The organism is Pedobacter sp. AK017, assembly GCF_014200825.1.
GTDB lineage: Bacteria > Bacteroidota > Bacteroidia > Sphingobacteriales > Sphingobacteriaceae > Pedobacter > Pedobacter heparinus.
In genome coordinates, this window is sequence record NZ_JACHCW010000013.1 from 107,880 (window position 1) to 125,827 (window position 17,948).

15 protein-coding genes and 1 tRNA gene are annotated in these 17,948 nt (G+C 45.2%); 10 read left to right on the forward strand and 6 right to left on the reverse strand.

All coding sequences use genetic code 11. The annotated features are described in order from the left end of the window. Positions 1–29: 29 nt before the first annotated feature. A complete protein-coding gene (locus HDC92_RS18285) occupies positions 30–2,963 on the reverse strand; it encodes a M16 family metallopeptidase (RefSeq protein WP_183876577.1) in 2,934 nt (977 codons plus the stop codon). Between the two features lie 262 nt (positions 2,964–3,225). Here HDC92_RS18285 and surE point away from each other — a divergent pair, with 262 nt between their 5' ends. The 3 genes from surE to lpxB are packed head-to-tail and all read left to right on the forward strand — an operon-like array spanning position 3,226 to position 5,485. Next, positions 3,226–4,071 carry a 5'/3'-nucleotidase SurE gene (gene surE, locus HDC92_RS18290; protein WP_036674772.1) on the forward strand — a complete coding sequence of 282 codons (846 nt, stop codon included), beginning with the start codon at positions 3,226–3,228 and terminating at the stop codon, positions 4,069–4,071. 7 nt (positions 4,072–4,078) lie between these two features. Continuing rightward, positions 4,079–4,354, forward strand: coding sequence for a hypothetical protein (locus HDC92_RS18295; protein WP_015809314.1), 276 nt, complete (start codon positions 4,079–4,081; stop codon positions 4,352–4,354). Then, positions 4,355–5,485 carry a lipid-A-disaccharide synthase gene (lpxB, locus tag HDC92_RS18300; RefSeq protein ID WP_183876578.1) on the forward strand — a complete coding sequence of 377 codons (1,131 nt, stop codon included), beginning with the start codon at positions 4,355–4,357 and terminating at the stop codon, positions 5,483–5,485. Here lpxB and HDC92_RS18305 read toward each other — a convergent pair. From HDC92_RS18305 to HDC92_RS18320, 4 genes are all read right to left on the reverse strand, one after another. Next, positions 5,416–6,678 (reverse strand): phage tail sheath family protein, encoded by a 1,263-nt coding sequence (locus HDC92_RS18305; RefSeq protein ID WP_255484585.1) that lies wholly within the window; start codon positions 6,676–6,678, stop codon positions 5,416–5,418. The genes lpxB and HDC92_RS18305 overlap by 70 nt on opposite strands. Then, positions 6,629–7,198 (reverse strand): acyl-CoA thioesterase, encoded by a 570-nt coding sequence (locus HDC92_RS18310; protein WP_183876579.1) that lies wholly within the window; start codon positions 7,196–7,198, stop codon positions 6,629–6,631. Before HDC92_RS18310 ends, HDC92_RS18305 begins: the two co-directional genes overlap by 50 nt. 12 nt (positions 7,199–7,210) lie before the next feature. Continuing rightward, complete coding sequence (locus HDC92_RS18315) at positions 7,211–8,815, reverse strand: Na+/H+ antiporter (RefSeq protein WP_183876580.1); 1,605 nt, start codon at positions 8,813–8,815, stop codon at positions 7,211–7,213. Between the two features lie 136 nt (positions 8,816–8,951). Further along, a tRNA-Ala gene (locus HDC92_RS18320) sits at positions 8,952–9,025 on the reverse strand. Between the two features lie 145 nt (positions 9,026–9,170). On the opposite strand from HDC92_RS18320, the gene HDC92_RS18325 reads away from it, so the two are divergent. Then, a complete protein-coding gene (locus HDC92_RS18325) occupies positions 9,171–10,487 on the forward strand; it encodes an alpha/beta fold hydrolase (protein WP_183876581.1) in 1,317 nt (438 codons plus the stop codon). Between the two features lie 59 nt (positions 10,488–10,546). Next, positions 10,547–10,906: a response regulator transcription factor gene (locus HDC92_RS18330; RefSeq protein ID WP_015809308.1), complete on the forward strand. Its 360-nt coding sequence runs from the start codon at positions 10,547–10,549 to the stop codon at positions 10,904–10,906. A 79-nt stretch (positions 10,907–10,985) separates the two neighbouring features. Here HDC92_RS18330 and HDC92_RS18335 read toward each other — a convergent pair whose 3' ends face one another. Next, positions 10,986–11,750: a DeoR/GlpR family DNA-binding transcription regulator gene (locus HDC92_RS18335; protein WP_015809307.1), complete on the reverse strand. Its 765-nt coding sequence runs from the start codon at positions 11,748–11,750 to the stop codon at positions 10,986–10,988. Between the two features lie 278 nt (positions 11,751–12,028). Between HDC92_RS18335 and HDC92_RS18340 the strand changes: the two genes are divergently transcribed. From HDC92_RS18340 to HDC92_RS18360, 5 genes are read left to right on the forward strand one after another with little or no spacing between them, the layout of a single operon-like run. Then, on the forward strand, positions 12,029–13,315 hold the full coding sequence (locus HDC92_RS18340) for an MFS transporter (protein WP_015809306.1): 1,287 nt from the start codon (positions 12,029–12,031) through the stop codon (positions 13,313–13,315). A gap of 49 nt (positions 13,316–13,364) precedes the next feature. Next, positions 13,365–14,324, forward strand: a complete 960-nt coding sequence (locus HDC92_RS18345) for a 2-hydroxyacid dehydrogenase (RefSeq protein ID WP_183876582.1) — start codon at positions 13,365–13,367, stop codon at positions 14,322–14,324. Positions 14,325–14,351: 27 nt separating this feature from the next. Further along, on the forward strand, positions 14,352–15,800 hold the full coding sequence (locus HDC92_RS18350) for an FGGY-family carbohydrate kinase (RefSeq protein WP_183876583.1): 1,449 nt from the start codon (positions 14,352–14,354) through the stop codon (positions 15,798–15,800). Between the two features lie 2 nt (positions 15,801–15,802). After that, on the forward strand, positions 15,803–17,257 hold the full coding sequence (locus HDC92_RS18355; RefSeq protein ID WP_183876584.1) for an FGGY-family carbohydrate kinase: 1,455 nt from the start codon (positions 15,803–15,805) through the stop codon (positions 17,255–17,257). Continuing rightward, positions 17,250–17,852 (forward strand): histidine phosphatase family protein, encoded by a 603-nt coding sequence (locus HDC92_RS18360; RefSeq protein ID WP_183876585.1) that lies wholly within the window; start codon positions 17,250–17,252, stop codon positions 17,850–17,852. The genes HDC92_RS18355 and HDC92_RS18360 overlap by 8 nt, the downstream gene beginning before the upstream one ends. Positions 17,853–17,948: the final 96 nt, after the last annotated feature.

Genomic DNA, 17,948 nt, shown 5'->3' on the forward strand with positions numbered 1-17,948 from the left:
TGCCCCTTTTTTGTTTTTCAATACCTGGTTTAATAACCAAATATCTGTTCCAGGCTCAGCTTGGTCACAGTGCCAAATTTCTGCAGGTCTTCCATCTTTACGTTCTTCTCTGAAGCAACAATGCAATAATTATAGGCCTTGTTGGCTACATTGTTTTCATGAAAGGTTTTTATGTCCCCAAATGTAAGGGGTTTTAAACCCTGGTATACATCCATTCTCGAATCATGGTCAAAGCCCAGTTTCTTATCGGAAAAGTAAGCGCCAATAATGTCGTTTTTGGTAATCCGGCTGGTTTCAATGGCATTCAGCGCATTGTATCTTGAAGCATCAAAAGCCTTGTCTGTTCGTGGTAAGGTATTCAGTAGTTCGTTCATGCCTTTAACGGCATCATTCATTTTGTCGGCCTGGCTGCCCACATAAGCCACCATGGTATAATTTTTCTCTTTTTTATCCGGTGAAGAAAATACAGCAAAAGTAGAGTAGGCCAGGGCTTTTGATTCACGGATGGTCTGGAATACCACAGAACCCATACCGCCGCCAAAATAGCTGTTAAATAAGTTTATTTTTGGTGCCCATGCCTGGTTATAAGGCCCGCCGTTGCGTACCCAGCGGATTTCCGACTGCACCATGTCATAATCGGCAAAATATACCTGGTTGCCATTTTCGGCCGCATAGCTGAATTTTTTAGCAGGGGCTTCGGGTGTAAATTCTTTGGGTAAATTGTGTAGTTTACTGATGCTAGCAGTAAAAGCAGCCAGTGTTTGTGGCCCGTAATATGTAATGGTATGCTTGTAGTTGTTGATGTTGTGCAATATATAGACCAGCTGATCTGAAGTTATGTTCTTTATTTCTTCGTTGCTTAGGGTATAGTTGAACGGATTGCTGGCGCCATACTGGGCATAAGTGGTTAGGCCACTTAAAATAGAGGCTTTATTGAGCTTGTTGTTTTCCCTTGATTTTAAGATGCGGCTTTTCAGTTCTGTCAGGGCCTGCTCATTGGGTTTGCAGTTGGCAAAAATATGTTCAACCAGGCTTACGGCCTGATCAAAATTTTCCTGCAGACCGCTGATGTTGATACTGGCCACCTCATTGCTCACATTAAAGGAATAACTGCAGGCGATGTTATAAAACTGTTTGCTGATCTCTTCTGCGGTGTATTTGTCGGTACTTAAAAAAGCAAGGTACGAGGCTGCATAAGGTTGTAGCCTGTAGTTCCAGGCACCAATATCAAAACGGTAGGTCAGGTTAAAAATACTGTTGTCCTTGTTTTGTACGGCAATTACATCGGCAATGCCGGCCTTTCCAAAGTTCAGGTCTTTTTTATAATCTAAAAATTTAGGTGCAATGGGTTTTACCTGCATGGCCAGCAGGTTTTTAGTGAATTCAGAAGTCTCGCCGGCATTGGTGTTTACTGGTGTGATGACCGGTTTTTCTACCTTCTGTATACTCTTGTCTTCGCCTTTGTGCTTAAAGGCTATTACATAGTTGTCTTTAAAAAACTGGTTGGCAAAATCTATCACCTGCTTTTTGGTTATTTTAGCCATGGCATCCAGGGCATTTAAAGATTTGTCCCAGTTTTCGGCACGGTTCAGGATAAATTCATTGGTTACAGATTCTACCCGGAAACTGTTCTTGTCAAAAGCTTCCAGTAAGCCCAGTTTACTGTTGGCTACCGTAGCTTTGATCAGGCTTTCATCAAAATCTCCCTTTTTAAGGATGTCCAATTGTTGCAGCAATAACTTTTGGGCTTCTTCCAGGCTCTGGCCTTGTTTAGGTTGTGCAATAAGTGTGAAAATGCCATAATCTTTCATCTGCTGGTAACCTGCGCTTGAGCTCAAGACTTTTTGCTGTTTGTTTAAGTTGATGTCGAGCAGTCCCGCCTTTCCATTAGATAGGATGCTCGAGATCAGGTCGAGCAGCATGCTTTGGGTAGTATTTTGTGCATAACCCCTGTACGACATCCTTACACTTTCGGCGCTTGGCCCATAAATGTCTATTTTTTGCACCTGCGTAAGTGGTTTTTCAGGTGCCGGATTGTACAGCTCAAATGGTTTGGCTTTCATATAAGCAAAGGCCTTATCTACTTTTTTGATCATCTCGTCGGGGTTAAGGTCGCCGGCAAGTGCAATGACCATATTGTTGGGTACGTAATATTTGTTGTAATATTTTCTGATTTCCAGTAAGGAGGGATTCTTCAGGTGCTCAACAGTACCGATGGTGGTTTGCTGTCCGTAATTATGTGTTGGGAACAGCAGGGCTCCGGTTTGTTCGTTTACTTTCCAGCCATCATTGTCGAGCCCCCGGTTTTTTTCTTCATATACTGCTTCCAGTTCCGTATGGAAAATACGGAAAATGGGATTGCGGAAGCGTTCTGCCTGCAGGGCCAGGAACTGATCGGTCGCATTTGAAGGAAAATCTTCATTGTAAACGGTTTCTTCGTACCAGGTATGGGCATTGGTGCTCTGGCCGCCAATGGCCTTCATCATTTTATCGTATTCGTTGGCGATAGCGTAGTTAGAGGCTTCTCCTGATGTTTTATCGATCTGGGCATAGATTTCCTTGCGTTTTGCCGGATCTGTGGTTTCGTGGTACTGTTCGTACAAAGCATCGATCTTGTCCAGCAGGGGTTTTTCTTTGACAAAGTCCATTGTGCCAAATTTATCGGTGCCTTTAAACAGCAGGTGTTCCAGGTAATGGGCCAGGCCGGTGGCTGTACGCGGATCGGTATTGCTGCCGGCCCTTACGGCCAGGCGGAATTCAATGATCGGCTCTTTGGGGTTTGGTGATAAAACAACCGTAAATTCATTTTTTAAAGTATAGAAACGGGATTTTGTAGGGTCGTTGGTTACGTATTTATAAGTGTAACCACCGGCAGAGGCTGTTTTCCATTGATAAGTGGACTGCGCCATCAGGCTTGTACCTGTTATCAGCAAACAGACAAGCAATAATAATTTGTGTTTCATTAAATATAAGTTTTAATACGGTTGTGAAGCTGGCTGTTTAATTTAGACAGATCCAGCTTTAATAAGTTACGGTCAAATATAAGCTGATTACTGAATTTTTATGCCCTAATTCTTGTACTTTTGCTGCTACAAAGGTTATAAGGGTTTTTGTGTATTAAAACAGGTGATTTTAACACATTGCCGGGCCCTTTAACCTAAGCAAATCAGTATAAAACCTTATTGATTTTCCGGATCACAGGGTAAAAATGATTAATTTTAAACGATGAAAAAGCAAAATTCGAGACCCAATATTTTAGTAGTGAACGATGATGGCATTACCGCTCCGGGAATTAAAAACCTGATAGATGTAATGACAGAACTGGGCAATGTGGTGGTTGTGGCGCCTGATGGGCCTCAGTCTGGCATGGGCCATGCCATTACGATCGGTAAACCATTGCGTTTTGATGCAGTAGATTTGTATCCCGGTGTAGAGATGTACAAATGTTCGGGTACCCCGGTAGATTGCGTGAAGCTGGCCGTTAACAAGATCTTTAAGGGTAAAAAGCCCGATCTTTGCGTTTCGGGAATTAACCACGGTTTAAACAATTCCATTAATGTGATTTACTCAGGCACCATGTCGGCCGCCGTAGAAGGGGCTATAGAAAATATTCCTTCTATCGGGTTTTCCCTGGATGATTTTTCTCAGCAGGCCGATTTCAGCCATTGCAAAAAATACATTAAGGTCATCGCAGAACAGGTGCTGGCGCATGGACTGCCTGCTGCAACGCTGCTGAACGTAAATTTCCCAAAAGGGGATGGCTTGAAGGGCATAAAGATCTGCCGGCAGGCCAATGCGAAATGGGCTGAAGAGTTTGATGAGCGTAAAGACCCGTACGAACGTCCATATTATTGGCTAACAGGTGTTTTTCAGAACTATGATAAAGGTGAGGATACCGATGTATGGGCTTTGGAGCATGGTTTTGTATCGGTAGTGCCGGTACAGTTCGACCTTACTGCACACCATGCCATCCCGGTATTGAACACCTGGGATTTTGATGCAGTGGATGCTAAGCCAGAAACAAAGGCTGCAGGCAGAACCCCTGCACCCGATGGATTATCATTAGGTTAAAAAGGAGATGCAGGAACAGCTGAAACGTCTTAAGAACTCTGTATTTACAGGCCTGGGTATCGGACTGCTTATTCCGGGTATCCTGCTGTCCATTGTATGGTACATGATGCACAGATTCGCATTTTTAGCCAAGGCCGATCTGCTGCTGATTGGCTGCATTGCTGCAAATGCCTTACTGATGCATTATTTTTTTAAACTGAACAAGGAGAACATTGGCCGGGGCATCATCAGTGCCACCTTTTTATGGGCTTTTGCTTTCTTTTTTTATAAAATAAACCGGTAAATGAGGTATTATTTAATAGCTGGCGAAGCTTCCGGTGACCTGCACGGGGCCAATTTAATGAAAGCCTTAAAGGCAGAAGACGGGGCTGCCGAATTCAGGTATTATGGCGGCAATAAAATGAAGGCCGTAGGTGGTGTACTCGATAAACATTACTCGGAGATGGCCTTTATGGGCTTTACCGAAGTGCTGCTGAACCTGAGGACCATTTTTAAAAACATTAAGGCCTGCAAAGCTGCAGTAATGGCCTATCGGCCGGATGTACTGATCCTGATCGATTTTCCTGGCTTTAACCTCAAAATAGCTGAATTTGCCAAAGCAAATGGCATGATGGTCTGTTATTACATTTCGCCAAAAGTATGGGCCTGGAACCAGAAAAGGGTACTTAAGATCAAAAAGGTAGTAGATAAAATGTTTTGCATTTTGCCTTTTGAAGTTGATTTTTACCGGGAATGGGGCATGGAGGTTGATTATGTGGGCAATCCTTTACTGGATGAAATTGCCCAGTTTACACCTGATCCCGAATTCCGGAAAAAATACGGACTGGAAAAAGAGCTGATCGCCTTATTGCCCGGCAGCCGCCGGCAGGAGATTGAACGCCTGCTACCGGATATGCTGAGTGTAACGGCACAATTTCCTGATCATCACTTTGTGGTGGCGGCAGCACCCAGTTTTGACGAAGCATATTACCGGCAGTTTATAAAAACGGAGAATGTAACCCTTGTTTTTTCGCAGACCTATAACCTGCTGCAGGTAGCTAAGGCTGCAATTGTGGCTTCGGGAACAGCAACCCTGGAAACGGCCTTGTTCCATGTACCGCAGGTGGTGGTGTACCGCGGCGGTGCAATTTCTATAGCTATTGCCCGTGCACTGGTCAAAATCAGGTTCATATCGCTGGTTAATTTAATTATGGACAGGGCTGTGGTTACCGAGCTGATCCAGAACGATTGCAATACCGGCAACATTACGGTTACGCTGAAAAATATACTACAGGGGCCCATAAGGGAAAAGATGCTGGACGATTACCGGGAGCTTTCCGCTAAAATGGGTACTGCCGGAGCTTCTCAGCGCACAGCCAGACTGATCCTGAACAGTATGAACTCTGCAGGTCGTATGGCGGACATGCCAATCTGAACAATCATCCTTCCTTCCTGGATATCCAGCGCGGTCATGCTCAGGCCGAGGCCAATGGATACATGAAAAGCATGTTCAGGTTTAGCGCCCTGTAAAGCCCCTTGCTGCCATAAGTCATACAGATAATTTTCCAGCATAGCACGTACCTTTGTCCAGGTATTGGCATCATTAGGTTCAAATACGAAATTGTTGAGTGCTTTTTTGCAGCTTTCTTCCACCATGATAAACAAGCGGCTTATAGAAATATAACGCCATTCATTGTTGTTACCTGCCAGGGTCCTGGCGCCCCATACTACTACGCCTTTACCGGTAAATGTCCTGATCACATTGATCGATTTTCCTGCCACTTCATCTACATTAAGTTCATCCTGTGCCCGGCTGCTGATTTGTTTTGAGGGAGCGGATACCAGGTTCAGGCTTACATTTGCCGGTGCTTTCCACACACCCCGGTCACGGTCGGTAGCCGCATAAACACCCGCTATGGCAGCTGATGGGGGAAGGACAGCCGAATGGAGTGTAGTTTTCAGATAAGGGTGGTAGGCTGCGCCATATTTTAAATGGAGCGGGCCAATGCCATCTGCGCTGCGCAGGGTCTGGGGATCGTCTCCATAACAATCGATCAGTACAAAACGGTCCTTAAGTTGGGCAGCCTGTAATAATGCCGCCCGGTATACGGTGTATGCTTCAGCGGCAGTGTGCAACAGAACGGCCTGGGGAATGACCAGCAGGCTGGGTTCGTCGTACCTTTCTGCCATTGCCAAGCCTGCAAGCAGGTTGTCAATAGCAATCGTTTCCAGGGCATTTCCAACGCTGACGATATAGCAGGGGCCGCCTCCGTTCGCGAAAAATAGCTGCAGGTGGGGGTATAGGCTTAAACTGCCGGATGTTGTTTTTCCGAAATAACTTTCGTATTCCAATAAGGAGCTGATGCGTTTGGCCTCGCTTACAGGGATATCATTGATCAGCACCGATGTCAAAGGATCATCTGTACTAATTCCTGCTTTTTCGGTATAACCAATAAATATGGGGATGGCTGTAGGTACCGGTGCTACCGATGGAGGTAAACCTGGTATTTCTTCTACATATACACCCGGGGCTTTATACGTTTTTGCCATACCTGAAGTTACGATTATTTCTTTGAAGTCAGGCCAGTTTGCAGCGCTCACCGGCCAGTAAGGCCATACACTGTTCATCTTTTTCAGGAATGCTGACCTGTTCCAGTTCTTTGTTGTAACTGCGTCGGATTTCTTTACGGCTTTTGGCCTCAATAAAGCGCCTTACCTGGTCATGGTTCTCCAGTATCAATCCAGGTACCTGTACGGTTACATTTTTCTCGTCTTTGGCCACCATGGTAAAGTAACAGGTATTGGTATGTTTGATGGTGTTGGTTTTCACATTTTCGGAAATTACCCTGATGCCCACCACCAGTGAAGTGTTGCCCACATAGTTAATGGAAGCCATGAGTGAGACGAGTTCGCCCACTTCTACAGGTTCCAGAAAATTGACCGTATCTATAGAAGCTGTAACACAATAATTGCCTGCATGTTTGGCCGCGCAAACGTAAGCCACTTTGTCCATTAGCGACAGCAGGAGCCCACCATGTATTTTTCCGCCGAAATTGGAGTAGGCGGGGATCATCAGTTCTGTAAGTACGGTCTGTGAAAAGCTTACCGGTTTATAGTCTGTTGGTTCAGATTGAGGGGTTTGGGTCATGATGCTTATAGGTTAATGCTTGTTTAAGCGCGCTTCTTCCAGGTCCAGGTTGTCTTCCATATCACGCAGTACTTCATGGTCGTATTTTTTTGTGGCTTTCATTTTTTTCAATCCCTTTCTTCTCAGCTCAATCAGTTCCAGCATGATCTGTCGGTAAAGCCTTCTTACCGATACCACCTCTTCTTTTTGTGATTGCGCTATTAAAGTGCGTTCAGTAGCCCTGATGCTTCTTTCCAGCTGCTCCTTAACGCGGGCGATGGTTTCAAACTGGCTCATTTCGTTGCTGTAATGCTGGTTAAGGTAGTTTACACATTCTTGTGCCAGCTGCATGCGGATGGTTTCCAGCTGTTCATCTTCGGGAATGTGCTCGTCAATTTCCTCCACTTTAAGTACCCTGAGGAACACCGGCAGGGTTAGGCCCTGGAATACCAGCGTAACCAGGATGACTACAAAGGTGATAAAAAGGATCATGTTGCGGTGCGGAAATGCCGCCCCGGTATTTAAGGTAAGCGGTATTGCCAGTGCAGAAGCCAGGGAAACTACGCCGCGCATACCCGCCCAGCCAATGATGAAGGGCAGTTTCAGGCCCGGACTTTTTTCTCTTTTGCGGATACGCGGACTTAAAAACCGGGGAATAAAGGCCGAGGCATAGACCAGTATGATCCTGGCAATGATGACAATGGCACTGATGATGAGCGCATATTTAATGGCTTCTTCCATGGAATAGCCCTCCAGTCCGGCCACAATGACCGGCAGTTCCAGTCCGATCAGGATAAATACAAAGCCGTTCAGCAGAAAACCTACAGTGGCCCATACTTCCTTGCCCTGTATGCGGGTATGGTAATTTAGAAAATCACCTGAACGGAAAGAAAGGAATAAACCACCGCTGACTACAGCCAATACGCCCGACCAGTGAAATTCTTCTGCTACGATATACATCAGATAGGGAGCTATTAAGGTGATGGGGGTAGTGATATTGGATGATTTGGCCCAGTATTTCAATACAAAGTACAGGAGGTGAGCAATAACCAGGCCCACCACAACACCCATGATGGCCAGGATGAAGAAATCGGTGACGGCATCCTGCAATACAAACTTACCGGTAAGGATGGCTGCAAGTGCAAACCTGAACACGGTGAGGGATGCGGCATCGTTGACCAGGCTTTCGCCTTCCAGTATGGTTAAGCCTCTTTTGGGCATGCTTACACCCTTTAATACTGAAGTGGCGGCTACAGCATCGGGAGGTGAAATGATCCCGCCCAGCAGAAAGCCAAATGCAAGGGTAAAGCCCGGGATAATGCTGACCGAAAAATAGGCTATGGCCAGGGAAGTGATGAGTACCAGGCCGAAGCCCATCGAAAAGATGGAGCGCCGCCATTTCCAGAAATCATTCCAGGAAGTATACCATGCGGCCTCGAACAAGAGCGGGGGCAAAAAGATCAGGAATACGATATCGGGATTGACGTTGATGACCGGCATGCCAGGTATAAAACTGATGCCGAGCCCGCCAATCACTAAAAATATAGGGTAGGAGATCTTCCAGCGCTGACTGAGCAGAAAGAGCAGGGCCATGGCAAAAAACAGTGCAAGGATTAAAAGAAGGTTGGCATGTATCATGTACTAAAATAGGAATTTGCTTAAAATATTTGTGCTTATCCCGTTAAATTTATCTGAGCGGTGCTGTGCCCATACCGGGAAAAGAAGAAATGCCTGAAAAACAAAAAAGCTCCGGTTAATCCGGAGCTTTTTGCGGTGGAGAATAGCGGAGTCGAACCGCTGACCTCTTGCCTGCCAGGCAAGCGCTCTAGCCAGCTGAGCTAATCCCCCGTGTGGCCTGCCGGTGCTCAAAACCACCAGCGTGGGGCAAAAGTAATTAAATTTAGAAACCCTGCAAATTAAATGTTAAAATATGTTGGCTGACCAGTCATTTATTTAAAGCTAATGCTAACTTTGGTACAACTAAACCCATAACATGAAGAAAATATTATTGCTGTTTTTAGCGCTTTTCATTTCTACTGCCTCATTTTCGCAGGGTATCCTGAATCTTTTTGGCCGTTCACAGGACTTGTTCAAGCTATTGTCGGAAGATAAATATACCGAGGCCTACAGTTATTTTGATCCGGCTTTCCAGGCCAAGGTAACAGAAGCCAATATAAAAGACCTGTGGGCAAAACTCTCAGAGAAATTTGGTAAGATGGAAAATGCAGGGGTGGTAAGCAGCAAAACAGAAGGAGATTTTTACACAGTTATCCTTGAAGTGAAGTTTGCCAATGATTCACAGAATTTTTTACTGGCCTTTAATAAAACAGAAAAAATAGTTGGACTTTATCTGCAACCGAAAAGCTCTGCTGCTGTTTATACGCGACCGGTTTACGCCGATACTGCTTTGTATAAAGAAAAAGAGATTTATGTAAAAACACCGGGTCATAGCCTGGTTGGTATGTTAACTGAGCCCAAAAAGGGGAGTGGCTATCCGGTAGTGGTATTGGTGCATGGCTCTGGGCCCCAGGATATGGATGAAACCATGGGCCCCAACAAGCCCCTGAAAGATCTGGCGCTGGGCCTGGCTTCCAAAGGGATCGCCAGCATACGCTATGTGAAAAGGACAAAGGTCTATCCGATGGATTTTGTAGGTGCAAATACCGTTAAGGAAGAAGTTTTGGACGATGCACTTGCTGCCATTGCCCTGGCCAGAACCCTGCCTGAAGTAAATAAAAAACAGCTCTATCTGTTTGGCCATAGCTTAGGCGGAATGCTTGCACCCAGAATAGCCCTGCTTGCGCCTGATCTGAACGGTATTTTACTGGCTGCTGCCCCGGCAAGGTCTTTAACAGATATTATTGTTGAACAGAACAGGTATTTTTTTGAACTTGCAAAAGATACAACGGCTGCAGGAAAACTGATGCTCGATAGTGTGAACAAAAAGCTGGATGTAACCAGGATTACAAAACTGGGGACTATAAAAGCCGATTCTGCTTTATTTGGATTGCCCGCCGCTTACTGGATAGATCTGAACAATTACAAACAGGCAGAAACTGCTAAAAAGTTGAAACAACGCATTTTTGTTGCGCAGGGTGGCAACGACTTTCAGGTTTCAGTAACCGATTATAACCTGTGGAGTGCTGCTTTAGGAAAGAAAAAGAATGCTACACTTAAGTTATATCCCGACCTTAACCATCTGTTGAGTTCCCAGACAGAAAAAGGTACTTTGCAGCAATATGACAGCCCGGCAAATGTGTCTTCAGTATTGATTGATGATATTGTGGCCTGGATAAAAGCAGGGACCTGAGAATTTATGGCAAAATTGTTGCTATGAAACCATTAGTTAAACGTAAAGCTATTTAAATTATGATCAAAAGAATCCATGTGCTTGAAGATGATGAAGATATCAGATACATTATTGGTGTTTTATTGAAAGATGAAGGGTATGAACTACAGCTTTCCTCGTCATTTGATGAACTAAAAAGTAAACTAAAAGACTCTGTGCCTGATTTATTTATTTTAGATGTAATGTTACCGGACGGAGATGGTACTGATATTTGTACAGATCTTAAAACCGATGCATTTACAAAGCACATTCCGATCATTGTAATGTCTGCGAATGACAAGAATAAAGAGCGGAGCATTGCTGCCGGCGCAAATGATTACATCAGCAAGCCTTTTGATATTGATTACATTGTTAAAAGGATCAATAAACTGCTGAATTAAAAAGGTCTTGTTTTTAGGATAAAAGAAAGCCCGGCAATTTTGCCGGGCTTTTTGTTACAGTTGATATTGGTAAATATGATCAGGCAATGATCACTTTTACGCCCTTGTCTTCTATCATTTTTACTGTTTGCGGAGATACCTTACTGTCGGTAATCACATAGTGCACCTGCTCAAATCCACATATCTTACCCAGGCCCCTGCGGTCAAACTTTGTACTGTCGGCCATAATTACCAGTGTCTGGGCAGTTTCAATCATCTTCTGGTTCAGGGTAGCTTCGGCAATATTGGTAATGGAAAAACCAAAGTCGAGGTCTATCCCATCAACCCCAAGGAACAATACACCACAGGAGATCTCGGCGAGGATCTTTTCGGCGTGTGCCCCGGCCACGGAAGAGGAGTTGGGCCTGATCAGGCCGCCCAGTTGTAACACTTCCACATTGGGGCGGTTGCTCAGCTCCAGCCCAACTTTTAAAGCTGGTGTAATTACGGTTAAATGTTTACTGGGGTATAAGCAGCGCGCCAGTTCAAATACGGTTGTCCCCGAGCCGATGCTGATCGAATCGTTCTGTCCGATAATGGACAGTGCTGCTTTGGCTATCTTTTGCTTTTCTTCAGAATTGATAAATTCTTTTTCATTGATGGTACGTTCTGTTGCATAAGGGTTGTTGATAGACCCACCGCCACGGGTGCGGAAAAGAAGGTTTTTGTCTTCAAGGAGTTTCAAATCCTTTCTTATTGTTACGCCCGAAACCTTCATCAGGTCTATAAGTTCAATAATATTTACTTTGCCGTTTTTCTTCAGCTGCTGAATAATAAATTCATGGCGCTCGGTAATGTTCTTCATTTATTAATGGCTTTAAACACTATTTATAGATTGTTAATATTACGAAATTTCTATAATACAACCTATAATTCTCCAAATATAGTAAACTAAAACAATTCACAATTCTTTAATATGAACAGTATTGCAGATTGATGTTGAAGTTTTATTATTGCTTTCTAAATATTTATTTCTCTTTTATTTTGTTTTATTATGTTTAATTTCATTCTTTTGGTAAAAGAAATATCAGAATACATAAAACGGAACAACGCGAAGGCAGATAAACAAATAACCAAATATAAATGAAACAAGAATTAAACTCAGACAATTCCCTGCTTGGCAGGGCAGGCATCCCAAAGCAGCTGGCATGGGGCTATTTAGGGATCATGATTTTTATGATGGGAGATGGCGTGGAGCAGGGCTGGCTCAGTCCCTACCTGATCGGACGTGGAATGACCATCCAGCAGTCGGCCTCGCTGTTTACGGTCTATGGCATAACCATTGCCATTTCTTCCTGGTTTTCCGGGGTACTGGCCGAAGGTTTTGGTCCAAAAAAGACCATGCTGATGGGCTTGCTGCTTTATATTCTGGGTACTGCAGGTTTTGTGGGCTATGGCCTGCCCGATCTGAATTTTGGGGTGATGTTGATTACTTACGCTATAAGAGGCTTTGGCTATCCGCTATTTGCCTATTCGTTTTTGGTTTGGATAACTTATCGCAGTCCCGGTAAAAAGCTGGGCGCTGCGGTAGGATGGTTCTGGTTTGTTTTTACCGGCGGTTTAAACGTATTTGGCGCTTACTATTCGAGCTGGGCAATTGAGCACCTGGGTTATCTGGATACCTTATGGAGTTCTATCTTCTGGGTATTGCTGGGTGCTTTCTTTGCTTTGGTATTAAATAAAGACAAGTTTGAAGCTTCGGCGGGTAAAAATACCTCTTCCAAAGCTGAAGAACTGGCCAAGGGGCTCATCATCATGAAAGAGGAGCCTAAGGTGTTACTGGGCGGGATTGTCCGCATCATCAATACCACGGCGCAATTTGCATTTCCGGTGTTCCTGCCCACTTATATGGCTGCGCACGGCTTTACTACTACAGAATGGCTGCAGATATGGGGTACAATATTTACCGCTAATATCGCTTTTAACCTGATCTTCGGGTTTGTAGGAGATGGTTTTGGCTGGCGGAATACGGTGATGTGGTTTGGTGGCATCGGCTGTGCCCTTACCACTTTACTGTTCTATTATTCGCCGGTATTGTTTGGCAGCAGTTTCTGGATGGTGATGTTCTGTGGTGTTTTATGGGGTGCCCTGCTGGCGGGCTATGTACCTTTGTCGGCCCTGGTCCCATCCCTGGTTAAAAAAGATAAAGGGGCTGCCATGGCCGTATTGAACCTTGGTGCCGGTCTGGCTGTATTTGTAGGCCCGGCCATTGTGGGTATTTTTATTGGCAGCCTGGGTAATGAAGGTGTGGTGTGGATACTTGCCGGTCTGTACCTGCTGAGTGCCATCCTGACCCGCTTTATCACTTTGCCCGATAATGCCAAAACCGCCCATTCCAATGAGCCTGCAGCGGTTGTTGCGGCAAATTAGCTAAGCATACACACAAATAAGCATTTAACAACAATAATAATAAGCATATATGAGGATACTGATTACGGCCCCTTACAATGAGCAGGGACAACAGACATTAGCAGAAAAACTGGGCGAAGTGGTTTATCGTCCATGGAAGGATCTTGGCCGTGCATTTCATGAAGACGAACTGATTGAGTTGTTGGCAGAGACCAAAGCTGATGCCTTAATTACAGAACACGATCACGTTACCGCAAAAGTTATTACAGCTAATCCACACCTTCAGTTTATAGGCGTATGTCGTGGAACCCCTTCCAACGTATCGCTGGAAACAGCTAAGGCAATGGGTATCCCGGTATTTCATACCCCGGCCAGAAATGCGCAGGCAGTAGCCGAAATGTTCCTGGCAACGGTAATTGACCTGATGAGAAATACTTATGCCGGTGTGGCCTGGTTAAAGGACCGGAACTGGACAGCGGATGCGCACACTTCCTACCTGCAGTTTAAAGGGAACGAAATGGCTGGTAAAACCATCGGTATGGTTGGCTTTGGTGCAGTAGGCCAGCGCATAGCCAGTATGGTCGAGAACTTTCCGTGTTCCATTAAATTTTACGATCCTTACCTGGAAAAATTTGATGCCAGGTATACCAAAACTTCACTGGAAGATGTATTTGCCAGCAGTGATATTGTTTCGATCCACCTGCCCGTAAATGAGGCTACCATAGGAATGATCGATAAAAGCCTGATCTCGAAAATGAGACCTGATGCCATATTTGTAAATACGGCACGTGCCAGCGTAGTAAAACGTGACGACTTGCTGGAAGCCTTGGAAAACAAGCGCATCAGAGGTGCTGTGCTGGATGTATTTGACCATGAGCCGCCTGATGAAAAAGATTACCGCATCATTAACCTGCCGAATGTACTGGCTACGCCGCACATTGCTGGGGCTACGCATGAGGTAGAGGACCACCATGTCGAGATCATGAACAACAGGATCATGACGTGGTTTGCACAGGAAAAGGTAAATTAGGTGGGCGATATACAGATTAAATCAGACATGACAAATCAGGAAGCATATATTGTAATTGACATTGGTACTGGAAATGTACGTGTAGCTGTTGCAACTACTTCAGGAGAGATCCTGGGAATTGAAAGAGAGAACCTGCAGAACCATAAGGATGAACATTATCCGGAGGCACTGTATTTTGACCCGAATGCGCTTTGGGAACAGATCCTGCGTTTGGCAGGTAAAGCATTGAGCCAGGCACCGGGTGTTAAAGTGATGGCTTTAACGGCTACAAGTCAGCGTGAAGGCATTGTGCTGATCGGCAAAAAAGGCGAATCGCTGATTGGCCTGCCAAATATTGATCACAGGGGCAGGGAGTGGGACAGCATGATCAAGGACAAGAGTGCGGTGTATCAGCTAACCGGCCGTTACCCTACTTCATTGTTCTCGGCCTTAAAAATTGTAGGGATTAAACACAGAAGGCCAGAAATCTGGAACGAGTTTGCTACCTTTTTGAGCATTAGCGACTGGGTAGAGTATAAGCTGAGCGGTGTGTTGCACTACGAACATTCTCAGGCTTCAGAGACCTTGCTGTATGATGTAGAAAAGCACAACTGGTCGCAACAACTCTGCAATGTATTTGAAATAGACCCTTCGGTACTGCCCGTGCTTACTTTGTCGGGCACTGTACTGGGTACCATTTTGCCAGCTGAGGCCACCGCACTGGCCATCAACCCGGAAGCAAAAGTGATTGTTGGTGGTGCAGATACGCAATTGGCCATCATCAGTACCAAACCACTGGAAAATGATGTGGTCATTGTTTCCGGTACCACTACGCCGATCATTAAAATTACAGGTGAATACATTACTGATGAGCAGGAACGCACCTGGACCAGTCGACATACTGATGAGCGGAGTTTTATCCTGGAAGCGAATGCAGGGGTAACGGGCCTGAATTATCAGCGCCTGAAAGAAATTTTTTATCCGGTTGAAGGTTATGATGTGATTGAAAGGGAGCTTAAGGAAGTTACCCATTTTCAGTGTATTGCCTCGCTGGGCTCTTTGGTAGCCGATGAGAAAACACCACTAACCCGTGGTGGCTTTATATTTGATGCGCCAGTGTCGCATTTGCTAACCAGGGGCAGCTTTGTATGGGCAACCCTATGGGACATTGCCTGCAGCATCAGTGAGAATTATAAAAGTCTTTGTGGTGTAACCACGCATGAACAGGATTATATATGGGCCTGTGGCGGAGGTGTGCAAAGTGCTACGCTGCGACAATTTATTGCAAACCTGCTGCAAAAAAAGGTAATCATCAGGAACAGTTACAGGCAATCGTCGGTAGTGGGTGGTGTATACATCTGTAATAAAGCTTTGGGCAAAGCGGAAATCGAACCTTTTGTACTGGAAGAAACTGTGCCTCAACAAAATGAACAGCATACACGGCTGTACGAAGAATGGAAAAAAACAAGGGCTTCATTTATAGAAATATTTAGTTAAATATGGCACCTTATTTTATAGGAATAGATATAGGCACACAAGGGGCAAGGGTAGTATTACTGGACGCCGCTGGAACAGTGCTGGCCAGTGCAGCTGAGGTATTTCCCCTGAGTGAAGAGTCGAGGGAGGAGCAGTCGCCCGAGGTATGGTGGGCAGCCTGTGTAACCTCCTTAAAAGCGCTGAAAACCAGTGTTCCTGATGTCGATTTTACGGAGGTACTGGCGATGGCCGTAACTTCTACTTCGGGTACAGTGATCCCTTTGGATGCGCAGCACCAGCCCTTGCACAATGCGATCATGTATAGCGACAAGCGTTCGGGTAAGCAGGCCAAAATATGTACTGCGGCAGCTGTTAAATACCACAATAAGGGTTTTACGGCATTTAACAGTTCAAGTGCACTGGCCAAGATCGTTTGGTTTGGTGATACTTATCCGGAAAAGGCAGCGCAGATAGCTAAATGGATCCATGCGGCGGATTACATTACCGGGAAATTAAGCGGGCGTTGGGGCCTGACCGACTATACGAATGCTTTTAAAACGGGCTATGATGTAAGCGATTACGAATGGCCTGAATATTTATATACCCATCTGCCTTTGAAAAAATCCTGGCTGCCGGAAGTGTTCCCTTCGGGAACGGTGATCGGTACTTTGGATCCGGCTGTTGCCGCCTCACTGGGTCTGCCTGCGAGCATACAGGTAACGGTAGGTATTACCGATGGCTGCGCCTCACAGATTGCATCCGGTGCAGTGAAACCAGGTGAATGGAACACGACGATTGGTACCACCATGGTTATTAAAGGGGTAACGAAAAAGCAGATTGTGGATGAAGAGGGCCGTATTTATAGTCACAGGCATCCTGCTGGTTACTGGATGCCGGGAGGTGCAAGCAATACGGGGGCCGACTGGGTAACGAATGAGTTTGGGGATAACCTGGAAGCATTGGGCAAGGCTGCAGAAAAACTGATCCCTACAGACCTGATTGCTTATCCTTTGCGCCAGCATGGCGAGCGTTTTCCTATGGTGGCTCCGGATGCGGTGGGCTTTGAACCGGAAGGTTTATCTATGGCAGAGCGTTTTACCGCCAATATGGAAGGTGTAGCTTATCTGGAGCGCTTTTCTTTTGAATTGATACAGGGCTTTACCAATGAAAAGATCAGCGCTGTTTTTACTGCAGGTGGTGGGAGCAACAGCGAGGTATGGCTGAAAATCCGAAGCAATGTCCTGAACCTGCCCATTTATAAGATGAAGGAAGTGTCGGGCGCTGTTGGTGCGGCAATTCTGGCCGCATCGAACACCCATTTCAGTTCGCTTGCTGATGCGGTGACTGCTTTAACAACCATTGATAAGGAAGTGCATCCGGAGCCAGAACTGGCTGCCGTGTATGATAAAAATTACCACAGGTTTTTAAACCTGTTACTGGAAAAAGGTTACATTAAAAAGGGAGAACTGCATGCTTAATGTTTATTTGCTCCGTCATGGAGAAACACAATACAATGCCGATGGAAACCGCTATTGCGGCAGAACAGATATAAACCTGACGGCAAAAGGAATGTCCCAGGCCAACCTGGTGTACGAGCAACTTAAAGGGATGAGCTTTGATGCCATTTACGCTTCGCCCCTGAAAAGGGCTTTATATACGGCTGAGATTGCTTCAGGAGTTAAAACTGTACAAACAGATGCACGTTTGATAGAGGTAGATTTTGGGAATTGGGAAGGCAAAACGAAAGAAGAATTTATAGCTGAGCATGCAGGGCTTTGGGATAGCTGGATGGAAGATCCGGCAGTAGCAAAGGCTGGTGGTACTGGCGAGAGTGCAGCAGAAGTAGTGGCCCGTGTGGATGATTTTTATCAGGAGCTGCTGCGTAAACATCCTTCAGGCAATGTACTGGTTGTTGGGCATAACGGGATCAACCGTTTATACCTTGCACATAAGCTAGGTATGCCTTTAAAGCATTACCGCCGTATTGTACAGGAAAATTCTTCCATTACTTTGTTCAGTTTGGATGAAGGTGGAGAGTTGAACTTAAAATTATTAAATAGCAGGATAAAATAACCGTTCTCTGAGAAGGTGATTTTATTTTCTAGAAGGAAGCCTATTGTTCGTGTTTTTATATACTTGGTATGCTTGGGTATGACATTGTACGATTTA